At 44.2% G+C, this 18,679-nt stretch carries 16 protein-coding genes; 11 read left to right on the forward strand and 5 right to left on the reverse strand.

Translation table 11 applies throughout. The annotated features are described in order from the left end of the window. Nucleotides 1-12: 12 nt before the first annotated feature. The 4 genes from L0991_05405 to L0991_05420 form a co-directional block, all read right to left on the reverse strand. Complete coding sequence (locus L0991_05405) at nucleotides 13-651, reverse strand: molecular chaperone TorD family protein (protein XGB63505.1); 639 nt, start codon at nucleotides 649-651, stop codon at nucleotides 13-15. Nucleotides 652-660: 9 nt separating this feature from the next. Next, nucleotides 661-2,328: a 4Fe-4S binding protein gene (locus L0991_05410; protein ID XGB63506.1), complete on the reverse strand. Its 1,668-nt coding sequence runs from the start codon at nucleotides 2,326-2,328 to the stop codon at nucleotides 661-663. Between the two features lie 301 nt (nucleotides 2,329-2,629). After that, nucleotides 2,630-3,277, reverse strand: a complete 648-nt coding sequence (locus tag L0991_05415; protein XGB63507.1) for a DUF3306 domain-containing protein — start codon at nucleotides 3,275-3,277, stop codon at nucleotides 2,630-2,632. Beyond that, nucleotides 3,267-3,728, reverse strand: a complete 462-nt coding sequence (locus L0991_05420) for a DUF3305 domain-containing protein (protein XGB63508.1) — start codon at nucleotides 3,726-3,728, stop codon at nucleotides 3,267-3,269. Before L0991_05420 ends, L0991_05415 begins: the two co-directional genes overlap by 11 nt. Before the next feature lie 419 nt (nucleotides 3,729-4,147). On the opposite strand from L0991_05420, the gene L0991_05425 reads away from it, so the two are divergent. The 10 genes from L0991_05425 (at nucleotide 4,148) to L0991_05470 (ending at nucleotide 14,115) form a co-directional block, all read left to right on the forward strand. Continuing rightward, nucleotides 4,148-4,972, forward strand: coding sequence for a formate dehydrogenase accessory sulfurtransferase FdhD (locus L0991_05425; GenBank protein ID XGB63509.1), 825 nt, complete (start codon nucleotides 4,148-4,150; stop codon nucleotides 4,970-4,972). Between the two features lie 383 nt (nucleotides 4,973-5,355). After that, nucleotides 5,356-6,297, forward strand: a complete 942-nt coding sequence (locus L0991_05430) for an MBL fold metallo-hydrolase (GenBank protein XGB63510.1) — start codon at nucleotides 5,356-5,358, stop codon at nucleotides 6,295-6,297. A 1-nt stretch (nucleotide 6,298) separates the two neighbouring features. Next, nucleotides 6,299-6,613 (forward strand): hypothetical protein, encoded by a 315-nt coding sequence (locus L0991_05435; GenBank protein ID XGB63511.1) that lies wholly within the window; start codon nucleotides 6,299-6,301, stop codon nucleotides 6,611-6,613. Further along, nucleotides 6,601-7,551, forward strand: a complete 951-nt coding sequence (locus tag L0991_05440) for a DUF692 domain-containing protein (GenBank protein ID XGB63512.1) — start codon at nucleotides 6,601-6,603, stop codon at nucleotides 7,549-7,551. Before L0991_05435 ends, L0991_05440 begins: the two co-directional genes overlap by 13 nt. Beyond that, entirely contained in the window at nucleotides 7,544-8,311 is a 768-nt protein-coding gene (locus L0991_05445; protein ID XGB63513.1) for a putative DNA-binding domain-containing protein, read from the forward strand. The genes L0991_05440 and L0991_05445 overlap by 8 nt, the downstream gene beginning before the upstream one ends. Continuing rightward, nucleotides 8,308-8,916, forward strand: coding sequence for a DoxX family protein (locus tag L0991_05450; protein ID XGB63514.1), 609 nt, complete (start codon nucleotides 8,308-8,310; stop codon nucleotides 8,914-8,916). Before L0991_05445 ends, L0991_05450 begins: the two co-directional genes overlap by 4 nt. A 119-nt stretch (nucleotides 8,917-9,035) precedes the next feature. Next, entirely contained in the window at nucleotides 9,036-10,652 is a 1,617-nt protein-coding gene (locus L0991_05455) for a cytochrome ubiquinol oxidase subunit I (protein ID XGB63515.1), read from the forward strand. A 9-nt stretch (nucleotides 10,653-10,661) separates the two neighbouring features. After that, entirely contained in the window at nucleotides 10,662-11,798 is a 1,137-nt protein-coding gene (gene cydB / locus L0991_05460) for a cytochrome d ubiquinol oxidase subunit II (GenBank protein ID XGB63516.1), read from the forward strand. Nucleotides 11,799-11,823: 25 nt separating this feature from the next. After that, on the forward strand, nucleotides 11,824-11,928 hold the full coding sequence (cydX, locus tag L0991_05465; GenBank protein XGB63517.1) for a cytochrome bd-I oxidase subunit CydX: 105 nt from the start codon (nucleotides 11,824-11,826) through the stop codon (nucleotides 11,926-11,928). Nucleotides 11,929-12,225: 297 nt separating this feature from the next. Beyond that, complete coding sequence (locus L0991_05470; GenBank protein XGB63518.1) at nucleotides 12,226-14,115, forward strand: methyl-accepting chemotaxis protein; 1,890 nt, start codon at nucleotides 12,226-12,228, stop codon at nucleotides 14,113-14,115. 173 nt (nucleotides 14,116-14,288) lie between these two features. Here L0991_05470 and L0991_05475 read toward each other — a convergent pair whose 3' ends face one another. After that, complete coding sequence (locus L0991_05475) at nucleotides 14,289-15,872, reverse strand: ABC-F family ATPase (protein ID XGB63519.1); 1,584 nt, start codon at nucleotides 15,870-15,872, stop codon at nucleotides 14,289-14,291. A 461-nt stretch (nucleotides 15,873-16,333) separates the two neighbouring features. Here L0991_05475 and L0991_05480 point away from each other — a divergent pair, with 461 nt between their 5' ends. After that, entirely contained in the window at nucleotides 16,334-18,679 is a 2,346-nt protein-coding gene (locus L0991_05480) for an AAA family ATPase (GenBank protein XGB63520.1), read from the forward strand.

Here is an 18,679-nt window from a genome sequence, read left to right on the forward strand (position 1 = left end):
CGTACTGCTCGATTACTCGTAATCAGTGACGTTTTTCACATCAATCTTTAATTTGTGCTTACTGCTTTTTGTATTCACGCTAAAACGCACTTGTTCTAACGTTAAGAATGCTTCACATAGCTGAGCGGCCGATTTGTAGAAGTTCGCGCTTTCTGCCCCTTCAAGCTGATGCGTGAAAGAGTTAAACCAAGGGCCAAGGTGCTTATTGAATACCGCTTGTTGCAGTGCTTCTTCCTCAGCCGTTAGCATCGCCATCACTTCACAAAGTGCCGCGATGTGATCTTCTGGCTCTTTTACTTGATCATCACGCTCAATGCCTAGAAGCTCTAAATCATGACGAATGTCAGCCAATGGTTTTTCCATCATGGCGCCCGTGCGATGCCAAGAACCAAATGGAACGACCTCTCCGCGACCAATGCCGATGAACAGGTCTTGATATTCATCTTCCAGTGCTTCACGGTTTGATTCTGTTGCTGCTTGTTGAATGGCAATCCAAGCTTTCTGCATTGCGCTTTCAGACGCTTCAATATCGAGCGTTTTTAGAAAGTCGATCACCTCTTCAGAAGGTGCGCTACGAAACAGTGCAGAAAGAACCAAGTAGATCTCAGTTCTTAGTGTCTGTTCTTGTGCCTGATCCAAATTCGTTTCCAAGGCTAACTCCTAGTATTTCAATTGTTTCAATGGGTCTTGAGCCATTGAATCGAACATATCCACCACACGGCAGTCTTCACACATCGCAATACGGTTAATCGCAGCTTCATCTGAAAAGTGAGAGTGACCGCGTAACTTGTTCTGTAGCATGTCAATCATAGACTGAGGTGCGAATGGTTTATGGCAACGTACACATTCCGCTGCTTTCTCTTCATGAATCACAACCGCTTTCTGACGCTCTTCTTTCACCCAGTTCATACGAGGCGTAAGAGTTAAAACATTTTCAGGACATGCCTTTTCACACAGGCCACATTGAATACAGTCTTGTTCTACAAACTTAAGTGATGGAGAAGCTCCGTCGGTATGAAGTGCACGTGTCGGACACACAGCCACACAGCTCATACATAACGTACAATCTTTGCTATCACACGAAACGTTTCCGTAAGGTGCGTTTGATGGAAGCTCAACAATATTTTCAACAGGAATACGAGCTGAAGACATCGCGTCAAGTGCAGTGAATAGACGTTGACGCTTATTGCCTTGAAGATCGCCAAGTGCAAGGTCGAACGAATCCACACAAAGTGTTGGAGGACCTTCACGTAGAGATTCTAAGTACAGAATATCGATGGTTTCTTTCGGAATACCGATTTGGTCTAGTAGTTCTTGAGCAATCCCTACTTCGTTATTCAGAACACGAATGATCGTTTCTGGCATAAAGCGAGATGCCGCAAACAGAACTTGAGTCGCGCCATTAACCAATGCTGCAAACCAAGTATCGATACCAATAGATGGCAGCTCTTCGACAACAATCGGAATCACGTTGTCTGGTAGCGCTTTAAGAGCCATCACATTGTAGGTTTCATGACGTGAACTACAGATAAGTACAATTGGATCCAAACCGCCCGCTTGCTCGTAGTTAGCTAGCGTACGTTCAATGAACTTTTGAGTATCATCAGGATTAGGCAATGCGTAAGAGATAGCTTCTGTCGGACAGCTCGTAGCACAAGTACCCACGCCTTGGCATAGGTAAGGGTTGATCTCAATCTTGTGACCTGTCTTGTCAGAGCCTTCACTTGAAAGTGCGCCAGCAGGACAAGCATCAACACAACGCTCACAACCTTTAACACCACGAGAACTGTGTGCACATAGGTCTGTGTCTAAACGGAAGAACTTAGGCTTATCAAACGTGCCCATTAACGTAGGAATTTCTTCTAACGCTTCAGCTAGCTTTGGATAACCGCGCCCTACTGGGTAATAACCAGGAACAGGCACTTCTTCTGTCATGCAGCTATTCAGACATAAATCCAAAACCACATCAAAGCAGTCATGATTGATTGCTACTTTCGCAAGGTTATTGGTTAGGCCTTTGTTTTCGATTAGAACTTCGAACGTACCAAGGAATCCAGAAACCTGAACAGCATTTGCGTAGTAAAGCTCTGACTCAGCATTAGTCGCTTTCGCACCGTCTGTTGAAAGTAGTGTCAGGCTTGTTAACTGAGGCAATTGAGCCGCAGCACTTTCAATGATCGCAGTTGGACCAATAATTAGCGTATTACCACCACTTTCATAACTGACTGTCGGTGGAATTAGGTTTGTTAACTCAACAGTGTTCTCAAACGCATACAGCCTCGCCTTTGCGTTATTTGAAGTTGCTTGTTCTAATAATTGTTTAAGCATTGCTCAGTTCCATTTTTGGATATGGATAATCTGTTCAATCTTCATTGTAGTTAGCGTTGGAGAACTTGCTGAGTAATCAGTTAACAACTTATGGTCTCGTTAACTATTCATTCACTCGCCAAGTTTACGCGAGTTATCTACAAAAAAGTCGATAATGGACTAGTTTTAGCAAATGCCGTGCCAATTTAATAATTCAATATTTTCAATAGATTAGATTAAATTTAAATCGATGTTGATAATAAAAAAACCGCTTGGGACATTTTGTCGCAAGCGGTTCATTGAGTGTTTAGTCAAAATGTACCTATTCTTTGTGTGGTATATTTTGTCTCACCTCTTTTGGGTCATTTTCGATAGCGTCGGTGTCGAAATTATCGGGCACTGTGTTTTTATACAGTTCTTTTTGTTGTCCCGTAATTTCGTCACTTTCAACAGAATCTGATTCCGCTTCTTCAGCGTTGTTAATTGAAGACTCTTCTTGATTTTCAGTAGCTTGCTCTTGTTCGCTTGGCGTTTCTTCTTCTGCCTTCTCTTTTACCCAATCACGTAAGCTTTCAGCGACACCTTCAGAAAGTGACTTAAGATTACTGTAATCGTCATCGTAATCGTCTAAGCCATCACGTACGTTAAACTCTTCTGAGAGAAATAATTTACGTAATGCGGCTTTTTTTACGCTTTCTGATGCTTCTGATACCAATAATTGAGCCATAGACAGCTCTTCAGTAGTCTCTGATGCCGACTCTTTAGTGTCAGCAGACTCTTCTAAAGCATGAGTTGGCTCGATAGAAGTTGGTTCATTTGGTGCAAGTTCTTCAGCAGAGGTGCGTGTTTGAGAAGTAGGCTCAGAAGAAGTAACCGAGGTTTCTTCAACAGGCTGTGCAGCTTCGAGCGCTTTGTCAGTCGATTCATCGAGCTTTCGTTGAGACCAACGGCTAAAAAAGTTAGTTGCCATTAGAACGACCTGCCCCTTTACGCTTCTTGCGTCTAGCTTCTAATAATTCGCCATGACGACCGATAAAGGCTTCCATCCACGCTTGTACAGGTAAAGGCATGTCGTAAGACAATACTTGGTTATCTCCGTCCATGTATTGGCCTGCGACTGTTTGTGACGCCGTCAGTAATTGAATAATAGGTTTGCCGGAGTCAACATTATCCATAACTAAGAATAGCTTAGGTTGCTGAGAGCTTAGATTGAAGCGGTAGTCGGTACGTTCGTCTTTGTGTAACTGGAGCAAACATACGTCTGGGGTTTCATTTTCAGGCGATAATTCAAAACCGATGAGTTCCCATTGAGTCGTTACCCAAATGCCAGTTTTGATCTCTTTCTCTATTCTTTGGACACCTATTGGCCAAGCTGATTCTGTTTTTTCGTAGTGTTCTTGGAATTCTTTTATCTCAGACATACTGCACCCAATTGATTTTCTTTATTCTGATCGTACGTAGGACATTTTGTACTTCGCATAATCATATACCCTCTACAAAGCAATAAACACGCCAATACAGCTTGAGTTTTACCGTGTCTGTGTTGCGTCTGTCGCTAAATTACCCTTATAACGTTAGTCGATTGCGCTGGTTTGAGACAGTTAGTCTCGGTGAACTCTCATATTTTGCGCTATTTTAATCTAATGCTTCATGTTTTAACGAATCCCCGTTATTTTGGAATAAGATTTGCAAACGCTCTTCGCCATGCTGTTGTATGTTTATTCATTGAAACGTGAACGATAACGACACACATAAACTAACGCATTTAGTAACGAGAGCTATGCTGCTCTTGTTAACGCCTATCTCATAAAATCGCTATCTCATTAAGTAGGACGTGACTGTGGTAAAACCAAACATAATAAAAACCAGTGAAAACCCACTTCAGACCATCGAAGTTGAAGTGTTTGATGAATATGGTGAGAAGCTAACAAAACAAATCGCTTGTGAGCGCCCTCTTACGGTAATGCTGAACTGGAAAGAGATCGTCACTTTGATGACATTGGGCTCTCGCCCGGAAGCGTTAGTCTTAGGTTATTTGAAAAACCAAAGCTTCCTTTCTGATCCAGAAGCCGTTGAATCTATCATTATTGATTGGGAAACCAGCTCTGCAGCGGTCATCACTAAAGAAGACACAAGCCAACTTGAGCAAGCATTGAAGAAGAAGACGGTGACGTCTGGCTGTGGTCAAGGCACCATGTACGGCAATGTGATGAAGCAGTTGGAAGATTACCAAGTACCTCAAACCAAGATTAAGCAATCTGAAATCTATACGGCTCTAGAAGCTCTGACTCATTACAACGATACTTACAAGAAAGCGGGCGCGGTTCACGGCTGTGCGGTATGCAAAGATGACCAAGTGTTGTCGTTTGTGGAAGATGTAGGTCGTCACAATGCCGTTGATACCCTTGCGGGTGAGATGTGGCTCAACAAAGAAGATGGCGCAGACAAGATCTTCTACACCACAGGTCGCCTTACCTCTGAAATGGTCATCAAAGTGGCGCAGATGGGAATTCCTGTTCTGCTATCACGCTCTGGCGTGACTCAAATGGGTTTAGACTTAGCGCAGAAGTTCGGCATCACTACGATTGCTCGTGCTAAAGGCCTACGCTTCCAAGTCTTTACAGGTGCAGACAAGATAGATTTCGACGTCAAAGGCGCGCAGTAAGCGTAAAGTTAATTCGCGCTTAGTGAATTTATTATAGGTGCAGTATCAGCTGCACCTTTTTTATATCTTTAAGTTTCCATCCCATTCTAGCCCCCGGCCAAATTTACTTTCTAATCAAATCCCCCCACTAATCGCTTAAACACCCATAATTTGTTCGCATGTTGAACACTTTTCGCTCTCATAAACTATCCCATCATTATTGTTCAATTGGATTGAACGTTAATTTCAAAATTACTAGATATACCAAACGTTAACAATTCTTTATCTTGTGCCTCGTGAACAGAACGAAGCACGCATTCGATGTGCTGCTTCAGGAAAGTTTCACTTCTTTGAAAGCTCACATCAAAGAAAAACGAATAAGAAACAAAGAATTGGATAACAATATGAAACAGCCATTAAAAGCATTAGCGTTAGCGCTCGGATTAACGCTAGCAGCAAACAGTTATGCCATCGAAGTTAAACCTGTTGATACAGATTTCACGCTTCAGATCCTTGGTTCGGGTGGTCCTATCTCAGATGACCTACGAGCATCATCAGGAGAGATCATCTGGTGGAAAGGAAAATCACGCGTGATGATTGATGCCGGTGGTGGTGTTTACCTTCGCTTCGGTCAAGCAGGCGCAAAGCTTGAAGACTTAGACTTCATGGGCATCACTCACTTTCACACCGACCACGTAAATGATGTTCCTGCGCTCCTTAAAGGCGGCTATTTCTTTGAACGAGAAAAGGCATTGGAGATTTCCGGTCCTACCGCTGGTTCAGCCTTCCCAAGCCTAAATGGTTACTTCGCAGCGAATTTTGACCCTGACCACGGTGCATACGCTTATCTTGCTGGGCTATACGACGGCACTGATGGTCTATTCCCAGTCAATCTTACCGATGTTGATTACCAATCTACGGTGCCAACCACCGTTTACGATAAAGATGGTTTGAAGATCACCGCTTTAGGTATTCCTCATGGTGATGTGCCTTGTCTCGCTTACCGAATTGAAAGTGGAGAAGGCGTAATGGTGATTTCAGCTGACCAAAATGGAAGCAACCCTGCTTTCTTAGATTTCGCTCGCGGTGCTGACATCATGATGATGCCGATGGCGATTCATGAACAAGCCGATGGTGTTTCTACCTTCATGCACGCGAAGCCTTCTGTTATCGGAAAGATCGCTCAAGAGATCAATCCAAAAATGCTGGTGCTCAACCACTGGATGGGCTTAGGGCTCAAGCTTAAATCCGAATCTGTAAAAATCGTTCGTGAATACTACGATGGCCCAATTATGTCTGGCCGTGATCTCGCAAGCTTCCCTATGTCTGCAGTAAAGGAAAAATAACATGAACAATAAAATAGCCCTCTCAATTGCCATTACTTCTGCCATTAGTCTTCATTCTGCTATGGCATTCGCAGATGCTCCGCCGGAAGCGCCGGTCGAGGCCAAAGCATCATCTGGCCATGGTGGTAAATGTGCGGCTGGTAAGTGTGGTACAGAAAAGCGTTTCGAAAAGGCGGAACTAACAAGTGACCCGCAAGACCGCCTCGTTCGTGCTCGTGATGGTAAGTGTGGCTTAACAGCGCAAGGCATTTCACCAAGCAAAGAGCGAATCATCATGGCGAACAGTAAGGTGACAGGTGGAGTATGTGGCCAGTAGATACGCATTACCCCGACGCTCTGTCATCTGATGAAGCGACTTCGTTGAACCTCAATGGATCAAATCGTAAAAAGCGTTCTATCCAAAACACTGATAAAGGCATTGGGCTGCGCAGTGAACACATTGAACTGCTTGCGCAATCTCCAAAGCATCCAGATATCGATTTTTTGGAGTTAGCGCCAGAGAACTGGATGAGCTTAGGCGGATTAAAACGCGAACAACTACAGGATATAGCGAAGCAATACCCTTTGATCGCACACGGTTTAAGCTTATCCATAGGTGATTGCCAGCCGCTAAATACGAAGTTTGTTCGCCAAGTTGGTCAGTTTCTCGATGAGTTAAATATCGAGGTGTATAGCGAGCATTTAAGCTTTTCTCGCGATAGCCAAGGGTATTTGTATGAACTGTTACCTGTGCCACGTAGAGCTGAAAATATCGGTTACATTGCCGACAGAATTAAACAAGTCCAAGACATCATCCAACGTCCTTTAGTGATGGAGAATATCTCTTATTACCATAACTACGGACAGGAGATGCTTGAGGGTGAGTTTATCGCTGATATTGCTGAGCGTAGTGGCTGTGAGTTACTGGTCGACATCAACAACCTGTATGTGAATAGCCAGAACCACCATTTTGATGCGGCTGAAATGCTCAAGATGTTACCCAGTGACGCTATTCGCTACTACCACATTGCTGGGCATCTTGTAGAGAGTGACAAATCGCTGCTAGATACCCACGGTATGGAAGTACAGCAAGCTGTTATTGACCTGGCACGTTATACCTTTGCGCTTCACGGAAGCAAGCCTTTGTTACTGGAACGAGACAATAACGTGCCGCCGTTAGTTGTGCTTACCGAGGAGTTGCGAAGTATGCATAGTCAGGTCATTGGTGGCGGTGTGGTGAATCCCCCTATTCCTCAGGAGTTAGTTTATGCATAACCCTCCGAGTATGTTGGTAGCACAGACACAAGCGTTAACCGCGTCAATACGCTCGCCGCTTGAAGACAACGCTGTGTGCCGATACAGCGAATTCATTAGAGACAATGTGTTCGGGGTATTGAGCAACACGTTCCCTCTATTTTGCCAACAAGTTGAACAGGATGAATTGTTGATATTGGTGGATGAGTTTGTGGTCGTACATTACGCCTCTGAGCCCGAGTTTCATCATATCGCGACTGAGTTTGTCAGCTTTATCCAACGCCGAACTGAAGCCATGTATGGCAGTCGTCTAACTGCAGCCCACGCTCTATCAACAGACCAGTTGGCAGTTCTCGAATATGAGTGGTGTGCGTTTTGCGTTGAGATTGATTCAACAGAAAAAGCGCTGCCAGTTGCGTGTACATGTGACTTTCGAGTGGATGAGCAACAGCTTCAGCTAGGGCTGTCAGTGAATCAAACAATGAAGCTCGTTCAGGTGCCTTTCCTGATTCATGGTGAGTCACTGACGTTTCTGACACAAAGGCGCCATCCTGTGTATTACGCGATTTACCGAGACTCAAACCAGCGCGTTAATACCATAAAACTTAGAGAAATCGATGTTGCGATTATCCAAATGATCCAACAACAGCCAAATCAACCTCTAGCCAATACAAAACAAATAATTGCTCAACAATTGGCGAGATTCGAGTTTATTAATTGGGTTGAACACTTCAGCGAGATAGAGCTGATTGGCGTTCACTCTTTAGGAGAAAATTTATGATTAAGTCAGCCCTCAACTGGTACGACGCTATCGTTGAAAAATGCAAACAATACGATTATTTAGCACTGCTTTTGGTGCGCCTTTACTTGATTCCTGTGATTTATGTCGGTGCTCGTTCAAAGGTACTTGGCTTCTCTGGAACCGTTGCATGGTTTGGGGCTTCTGCAGCAGATGGAGGCCTTAACCTTCCCTTTCCTGAGTTGTTAGCTTTCTTAGCGGCAGCAACCGAAGTACTGGGGTGTATCTGTATCGCATTGGGTTTATTCACTCGTTTTATTTCAATTCCGATGATTTTCATGATGAGTGTGGCCAGTGCCATGGTTCACTGGAAACACGGTTGGGATGCAATCGCGACGGGTGGTATGGAAGCGACCATTAGACTGAATGGTTTCATCGAGTGGTTGTCAATTAACTTCCCAGGCCGCTACAACTACATCACTGAGCTTGGCGACCCGGTAATGCTGAATAACGGCATGGAGTTCGCAGGCACCTATTTTGTCATGCTATTGGTTCTTCTTGTCTTCGGTGGCGGTCGCTACGTAAGTGCTGATTACTGGCTACGCAAACAGTTCTCTAAAAAACAAGACAAAGCACTTCGTTGGTAATCAACCTCAGTTACGTTTATCGCCATAGCGGTATATGTAACCTCCTAATTAGCTTTCTCTAATTATCATTTTATTTTCCATTATCTTACCCGTCACACACGTGGCGGGAAGGAGTTTTTATGCTTACAGATGTCGTCGATCTGTCGCGGTTTCAATTCGCGAGTACCGCGCTTTATCACTTTATATTCGTTCCGCTAACGATAGGCCTCTCCTTTTTACTTGCAGTGATGGAATCGCTGTATGTCATGACCAATAAGACAATTTACAAGGACATGACTAAGTTCTGGGGTAAATTGTTCGGTATTAACTTCGCGGTTGGTGTGGCAACCGGCTTAACGATGGAATTCCAGTTTGGTACTAACTGGGCGTACTACTCTCACTACGTGGGTGACATTTTTGGCGCACCGCTCGCAATCGAAGCTTTGATTGCGTTTTTCTTGGAATCCACCTTAGTCGGTATGTTCTTCTTTGGTTGGGACAAGTTATCAAAGCGTCAGCACTTGTCTGTAACTTGGTTAACAGCCTTAGGTTCTAACTTCTCTGGTCTATGGATTTTGATGGCCAACGGTTGGATGCAAAACCCAGTTGGTGCCGAGTTTAACTTCGAAACCATGCGCATGGAGATGACAGACTTCATAGAGGTGATCTTTAACCCTGTGACTCAAGTGAAGTTTGTGCACACCGTTGCCGCGGGCTATACAACCGGCGCGTTGTTCATCATGGGTATCAGTGCCTACTACATGTTGAAAGGTCGTGATCTACCGTTTGCTCGTCGTTCATTTGCAATAGCGAGTGCCTTTGGTATGGCTGCCATTGTTTCAACCGTGATGCTTGGTGATGAGTCTGGCTATGAGTTAGGTGATGTTCAGCAAGTAAAACTGGCCGCTATCGAAGCTGAATGGCACACCGAAGAAGCACCGGCCTCTTTCACTCTGTTTGGTTTCCCAAATCAAGAAACGATGGAGACAGACTACGCTATTAAAATCCCTTACGTGATGGGGATTATCGCAACGCGTTCTTTAGACACACCTGTTATCGGCATTCGTGATTTATTAACGAAAAACGAAGAGCGTGTTCGTAACGGGATCTTAGCTTATGGGTTATTAGAGAAGTTACGATCTGGCGATAAATCCCAACAAAATATCGATGATTTTGAAGCGGTTAAACATGATCTCGGCTATGGGTTGCTGGTTAAAAAATACAGTGACAACGTAGTGGATGCTACCGAAAATCAAATCAAGCAGGCCGCTAAAGACACGATTCCTACCGTTGCCCCGCTATTCTGGAGTTTCCGAATCATGGTGGTGTGCGGTGTCTTGATGTTCGCCATCATTGGGCTTTCATTCCTCCAGATTTGCCGTCGTAAGATTGGAACCAATCGTTGGCTATTGAAAGCAACCGTATGTGCGATACCACTGCCATGGATTGCCTGTGAAGCCGGATGGTTTGTTGCTGAGTATGGTCGCCAACCTTGGGCTATTGGTGAAATCCTCCCTGTAAATATGGCGGCTTCAAATCTACCTGCTTCAAGTCTGTGGATCTCGATTGCTTTGGTTTACCTCTTGTACACCTTGTTTCTAATCGTGGAAATGTTCTTGATGGTTAAGTTCGCAAAAATGGGCCCGAGTGCATTAAAAACCGGCCGCTATCACCACGAGAGAACGCATACCGAGCCAACATCATCTTTGGAATACAACACTACGAATCAGTTAGATAAATCTATTGATCTTCATTAAGGAATTCAGATGTTTGATTACGAAAGTCTCCGCCTGTTTACATGGGCAATTATTGGCGTGTTGTTGATCGGTTTTATCATTACTGACGGTTTTGATATGGGAGTCGCTACTCTGCTTCCTGTTCTTGGAAAATCGGAAGTCGACCGTCGAATCATGATTAACTCGATTGCACCTCACTGGGACGGTAACCAAGTGTGGTTAGTAACGGCAGGTGGCGCAATATTCGCGATATGGCCAGCAATATACGCCGCCGCGTTTTCAGGGTTCTATTTAGCAATGATCTTAGTGCTCGCAACCTTGTGGTTGAGACCGCTAGGTATGGATTACCGTGCAAAAATCGATAATCCGCAATGGAAAAAAGCTTGTGATATTGCACTGATCATCAGCGGCTTTATTCCTCCAGTTATTTTCGGTGTTGGTTTCGGCAACCTATTAATTGGTGTCCCGTTTGAATTTAACGAGTTGCTAATGATGTCGTATCAAGGTGGCTTTTGGGATCTGCTTACACCCTTCCCGTTATTGTGTGGCCTAGTGAGCTTGGCCATGGTTGTGACGCAAGGCGCGGCATTTTTACAAATGAAAACAACGGGAGATTTAAAACAGCGAGCACAGAGAGTCATTATATGCATGGCACTCATTACAGCTGGGTTATTCGCTGTGAGTGGTTTGTTTGCCTACACCTTGCCAGGCTATCTCATCACTAGCCCAGTTGTAACAGATGCGGTTTCAAATCCATTACTGAAGCATGTTGTGAAGTTTGATGACTTACTTCTACACAACTACGAAACCTACCCTGTTCTTTGGATTATTCCAACGTTAGGCATCATCGGGATGTTGAGCTGCGCACTAATGACTCGACTGAACCGTGCGGGATTGGCTTTTGCGTCTTCGAGCTTGTCTATCGCAAGCATTATAACAACGGCAGGCGTCGCTTTGTTTCCAATGATCATGCCATCTAGCTTGGTGCCTTCGCATAGTTTGACGCTATGGGACGGAACCTCTAGTCAGCTGACTCTAAGCATTATCTCTGTTGTCGCGGTAATCGTTGTACCTATTATCTTGGGCTACACAATTTGGTGTTACTACAAGATGTTCGGTCGATTAGACGGTAAATACATTCACGATAACAGTTCATCACTGTATTAATTTGGGTGAACCAAGAGGATAACTTATGTGGTATTTATGTTGGGTTCTGGGAATCTTGCTCGCTTGTGCATTTGGCATCATTAATGCGCTATGGTTAGAAAACACAGACCTTCTAGATAAGACGGATTAACTGATAGCCCGTTTCATATAAACGAGCATAGGGTTTGTTATTTTATATATTGAAAATGACCCGCTGATGTTTTTGGAAAGCCTTCGTTCCCCTGTGGAATGGAGGCTTTTTTGATCCAACATGAGGCGCTCGTACCATCTAAACCTGCACGTATTATGTCTTGAATTAGCTTTTCCTTAAATGAATCTTGATTTAACACTCCAATAAGCTATTAGTTACATATTCATCAATTTAATGAATCTATTAATTACAAATTAAAGATGAATATCAACGTCACCGGCTTAAAGGGAATTAACCATGAGTAATCCATCGGAACCTCAGCGTAGACCGCTGTCTCTTTCAATTCGTAGTAAATTCATTCTAATCAACCTCACCCTATTTGTTTCCGTTTTTGTATACGCCATCTACGAGCAAATGAGTTTAGATAAACTCGAGTCATTAGAGAGAGCAGCGAATGAGAATCTCAGGAGCTCGGTTGATCTCTTAATGTTGAGGCGTCACGAGAAAGATTTCTTAGCCCGTAATGATCAAAAGTACGCAGAACGCTTCGATAAAACCGCCAACATCTTGAATGAAAGATTGGTGACTTTGAACCAAACCCTGACCTCACACCAGCTTCACCTATCTGATCAGATGACTCGGATTTCAGAAACCCTTCATCAATATCAAAAACAATTTCATCAGATAGTCGACCAAGTCAACGATATAGAACGAACAACCGCCCCATTGGGTTTTGTTGCGACGTTGAATGAAAGAAGAGAAGACCTGAAAGTCGCGATCGAGCACGAGTCTAACTTAACGCTTGAGCTTGCTCTGTTGGAGCTAATCGAAAAAGACTTCCATTACCTTGCTCATACGAATGATCAAACGAACCGTGCGTTAGAGCAAGCACTCATAGAGTTCAAACCTTACTCCCAAACCTCCATCGCAACTGAGCGAGCTTACTCGGAGTATGAAGGTGCAGTAAAAGCGCTATTACTCGCTAATAGTAACCTTGGTTTGTCTGCTGAACTTGGTCTAAGAGGTGCACTCCGCAGCAATGTTCACCAAACGGAACAAGCGATTGACGCAGTGCAAACTCAGATAAGCGAAGCCATTACTGCGGCCAGCATTAACACTAAAAATACACTCCATCTGTTTGGTGCCGCTATCGTCGCATTGCTTTCTTTGTTGTTGGTGTTCATTGGTCGCAACATACTCGCGCGTATTAAAGCGATTAACGTCATGATGGAGTCGATTGCCAATGGCGATGGTGATTTAACGGTGCGAATGAATGCCAAAGGTAACGATGAATTAGCCCAGCTCGCTCACTCATTCGATACCTTCATCAATAAACTACATGGAAACATCAAAGAGCTGTCTAGTGTGATGAAGGTACTGACCGACAGCTCGTGTAGCTCTGAAGAAGCCGCGATCAAAAGCATGAGCAATGCAGAGAAACAGAAACAACAATCGGAGTCTGTCGCAACGGCAGTTAACGAATTGGTTATGACCAGTAACGAGGTCACAGCCAATATAGAGAATGCCGCGACTAATGCCGAGAAGATCAAAGACAACGCCCATCAAGCTCTACAAGAAACACATTTAACGGATGCGAGTATCAATGTGTTGGTTGAGAACATTGCAGAGTCGCAAGACTTAATCGTACAACTTGAAGAACAGAGCCGTGAAATCAATCAAGTGGTGACGACGATTCAAGGGATTGCCGAACAAACGAACCTACTCGCGCTTAACGCGGCGATTGAGGCTGCACGTGCAGGTGATCATGGACGAGGCTTTGCGGTGGTCGCCTCTGAAGTGAGAGAGCTTTCTTTGATGACTAACGATTCGACTCATCAGATTGAATCGACTATCCATGGTTTGACATCCGGTATTGCGAAGACAGTCGCTAAGATGTCGGCAAGCTTGGAACAAACCGAACAAGTTAAGCACCAGACTAAAGATGTGGTCAATGCGATTGAAGGTATCCACTTCCAAGTTGGGGAGATGTTTGACCTTAACAGTCAGATAGCGACTGCGTCTGAAGAACAATCCATGGTATCTGCAGAGATCGACCGAAACATCAGCGACATTGCTCATCTAGCAAGTAATACACATACCGTCGTGTCAGGTTCAGTGCGTTGTAGTGAACAGGTATCGAGTGTGAGTGTGAAATTAGAGAAGATTGTGGCTCAGTTTAAATACTGATGTGTATTCTACTTTGTTGTGGACTATCACCACCTCTGAATAAACTGCAGGTAATAAAAAACGCCCTTATCGCTTTATGTTGATAAGGGCGTTTTAATTCTATAAGGACATTTTCCGTTACCTGTAGACTATCGATGTCTACAAACGGCGGTTGCCCGAAGCACTAGTCTTAATTAGCCACGTGCTTTTAGGAATTCAGCGTAAGTACCACGGAAATCATTGATCTTGCCATCTTTGATTTCAAGGATACGTGTTGCTAGAGAGTCTACGAATACGCGGTCGTGAGATACGAAGAACAATGTGCCTTTGTAGTTCTCAAGAGCCAAGTTAAGCGCTTCGATAGATTCCATATCCATGTGGTTAGTCGGTTCATCCATAAGTAGGATGTTTGGCTTGTGCATCATGATCTTACCAAGAAGCATACGACCTTGCTCACCACCAGAAATTACCTTAACTGATTTCTTGATGTCGTCTTGACCAAACAGCATACGACCTAGGAAGCCACGAACAACCTGCTCGTCTTCACCTTCTTGACGCCATTGGCTCATCCAATCGAACAGGTTCATGTCTTCTTCGAAATCATGAGCATGGTCTTGAGCGTAGTAACCGATGTTTGAGTTTTCAGACCACTTGTATTCACCAGTACGAGCTTCAAGTTCGCCAGCTAGTGTGTTCAGTAGTGTTGTTTTACCCACACCGTTCTCACCAATGATAGCTACGCGCTCACCTACTTCGAAGATCGCATCGAACTTGTTGAATAGGTCTTCTTCAAAACCTTGAGATAGGTTTTCAACCACAAGTGCGTTACGGAATAGCTCTTTAGACTGTTCAAAACGGATGAATGGGTTTTGACGGCTAGAAGCTTTCACTTCTTCAAGCTGAATCTTATCGATTTGCTTAGCACGAGACGTAGCTTGCTTCGCTTTAGATGCGTTAGCAGAGAAACGAGAAACGAACGTTTGAAGTTCAGCGATTTGTGCTTTCTTCTTAGCGTTGTCAGACAGTAGACGTTCACGCGCTTGAGTTGCTGCCGTCATGTACTCATCGTAGTTACCTGGGAACAGGCGTAGTTCACCGTAATCCAGGTCAGCCATGTGTGTACATACAGAGTTTAGGAAGTGACGGTCGTGCGAAATGATGATCATTGTGCAGTTACGTTGGTTTAGTGTCTCTTCCAACCAGCGGATAGTGTCCATGTCCAAGTTGTTCGTTGGTTCGTCTAGAAGCATGATATGCGGGTCTGCGAACAGAACTTGCGCTAGAAGCACACGAAGTTTCCAACCAGGTGCTACTTCGCTCATTAGACCGAAGTGTTGTGATTCTTCAATACCAACAGCAAGAAGAAGCTCACCCGCTTTCGCTTCAGCCATGTAACCGTCCATTTCAGCAAACTGAACTTCAAGGTCAGCTACTTTCATGCCGTCTTCTTCGCTCATTTCTGGCAAAGAGTAAATGCGGTCACGCTCTTGTTTGATAGCCCATAGCTCTTTGTGACCCATGATAACCGTGTCGATTACCGTGAATTCTTCGTAAGCAAATTGGTCTTGGTTTAGCTTAGCTACGCGCTCGTTTGGATCGTAGCTTACGTTGCCAGAAGTCGGCTCTAGTTCACCAGATAGGATCTTCATGAACGTCGATTTACCACAGCCATTCGCGCCGATTAAACCGTAACGGTTACCTTCGCCGAACTTAACTGAAATATTTTCGAAAAGTGGCTTAGCGCCGAATTGTTGGGTGATATTTGCTGTGGAGATCAATGCCTTTACCTTTTTAATGTGAAAAACGCCGCAACGTTACTTGTTCAGGGCTTTAACTGCAAGTATTGATTGCAATTACCCGCTAATAAGTGAGTGATAACCTAGCTAAATCATAGTTTGAGGTAACTCACATTTTTGATTTCTATTTATGGAGTGATAAATAAGCCAATCGTGCAACATACAAAGTACTGAACCAATGAGTAAAAACCGTCTTATATAAAGACATATCTCGTCTTAATAATTTAATATATCGCATAGTAATCTGTTACAAACAAACCTACTTTGCATCAAGCTATTCACAACACTCTTCAATGAACAAATAGTAGCTCAATGACTGACAGTTTCATGACAATGAGCCCAGATTCGGGGATAAAGTACTCGCCCTCATTAATGCACGAGATTTCACAAAGCTCGATTATCTAACTATAGTAATCCTAACCTCATAATTCTAAGAGACTTTTATGCGTTCATTACCGCGCTTCCTATTCTTCATATTAGCCATGCTCTCATGGCCGAGTCATGCCAACTTGGAATATGACTTACAATCACAGCCTCAGGTCTCTGACATAGCCCAAGATCTGAATAACCGGATCGATCAACTGCCCGACCCTCTGTTTATGGAAGCGTCAGATAAACGCAAAGTAAACCGACTGCTCGCAGAGGTACTTCGTGTCCAGAATCAGCAAATCGCTAAGTTCGACCAACGACTCAAAGCCTATCGTGAAAACAGCGAGCCAGAACAGTGGTTCGATGTGGAGTCTAGCTACGTCACGTTGAATAGTTTGAATGTGAGTAAGCAGCACTTATTGGAGCAAAGCACCGCGAGTAACAGAGAACGCTTGACCGGTTTTGGCCCTTACGGTGTTACCCAGTTCAAGCAAGAGTGGGAGTTAACCAAGCTTAACGTTGAATACTTGGTGTATTTCCAAATACGTAGCTTCAAAGCACTTATTAAAGATATCTTCATTTCGCCGGTGCCTGTAATTGGTGCGGCGTTAAAAGTACTCTTCATCTACTTTGCACTAGTGTGGTGGTTAGCTAACAGCAAAAGGTTGATTGAACTGTTTCGCGTTAACCTGCTTGAGGCGAAACCAAACCCTCCATTCCTGATTCGTTTAATTTGGTATGTGAGCCGTGCGGATAGAGCCATTGCTTGGTTAATTGCTATCACGCTGTCGCTGCGTGTACTTTCAAGTATCCCTAGCCTGCAACACCTGATATTCCTTGAGATCTTTACATGGTGGATTCTAGGTGGCTCGATCGCAATCAGCTTCATTCTCGAGTTTGCGTACCGTATGGGTCGCACATCAAACCAAGAAGTGATTGCCCTGCGCCTCTCAACGATTCGACGTTATGTGTGGAGCTTCATTGTTGCTGGTGTGATTCTGCAGATTTCCAGTATTACGCTAGGTAAAGGCACCATTTACAGTTGGATTTATAGCGTCCTATTCTTCTGGTTTGTGTTGGTGACCATCTCGGTCCTTCGTTTATGGAGAGCTAAGGTATTCAATAGCCTAGAGCATATCTCTGACCGTCCAGTGTGGGTTAATTGGGCTGTGAATCGCCAAGATACCTTCTTACTTAACATCCTCGCGACAGCGCTTGGTATTGCTTGGTTGAGTGTGTATCACTTCCAGCATCGTATCATGTCGCTGCTTTCTAACTACACAGTATTCAGTCAAGCACTGGCTTATCTGTTTAGGATTGAAGTGGCTAAGCAGTCTGATCTCGATAAGAACCAGAAAAACCTAGTGCGCATCAAGGGTGATCAAACATACGAATACATTCTGCCTGGCTCTATCGACAGCGAGCTTATTGACTATGCAGGTGACGAAGTTAAACAACTGTCGCGCTATTTAATGTCTGATAGCCCGGCGATTTGTATTGTCTCTGGTGAACGTGGCGTAGGTGCCACAACGCTTCTGTATACCCTGCTGCACAAGGTATCGAATGCAGAGCCAATTTACGTTAGCTGCCCTTACGCGGGTTACCAAGAATTACTGTGTCACCTTGCGGTAAGCATCGGCCTAGAAGAAGACGCAACTGAGATTCAAATCTTGGCGCATCTTCGTAAGAGCGACACGACTTATCTGATTGCAATTGATAATGCCCAGCGCCTAGTTAAACCAATGGTTGGTGGTCTTTCAGATCTGATTCGATTGACTAACTTACTGCGTCGTTCGAAGAAAAACCACAGAATCGTGATGTCGATTGCTAAGTCTAGCTGGCGATTTGTCGATCGAGCTCGTGGCGAGCGCCTGTTGTTTGATTTGGTTTGCTTCCTTCCGCGTTGGACAGAGAAACAAGTTGGTGAGTTGCTTACCAGCCGTATCAATACTGAACTTGAGAAGCCATTATCATTTGATGGTTTAGTGGTACCAAAGCAGTGGGACCAAGATGACATGAGCGAAGAAGAACGTGCGCGCCAAGGTTTCTATCGTATCTTGTGGCACTATTCAGATGGTAACCCTACCGTTGCACTGCGTTTCTTCCGTCTCTCTTTGAACAGGAACAAAGAGACAGACCAAGCGGTAGTTAGATTGTTCCATGTACCTGAAGCGCAAGAACTAGAGAACATGCCAAAACCTATGCTGGCGGTACTGCGCTCTATCGTTCAGTTAGAAATTGCGTCTACCGAGGTGCTATCGGAATGTACTCAGCTAAGTATTGCCGAAATCACTGGTATTCTTCGTTACTTTGAGAGCCGTGGTTACATTGGCTGGAATGAAGATAAGGCAAGAATCTCTGATCACTGGTTCCGTCACATTACTAACGTTCTCGACCGTCAACATTTATTGGTGAAGTAA

It is taken from the genome of Vibrio chagasii (assembly GCA_041879415.1).
GTDB lineage: Bacteria > Pseudomonadota > Gammaproteobacteria > Enterobacterales > Vibrionaceae > Vibrio.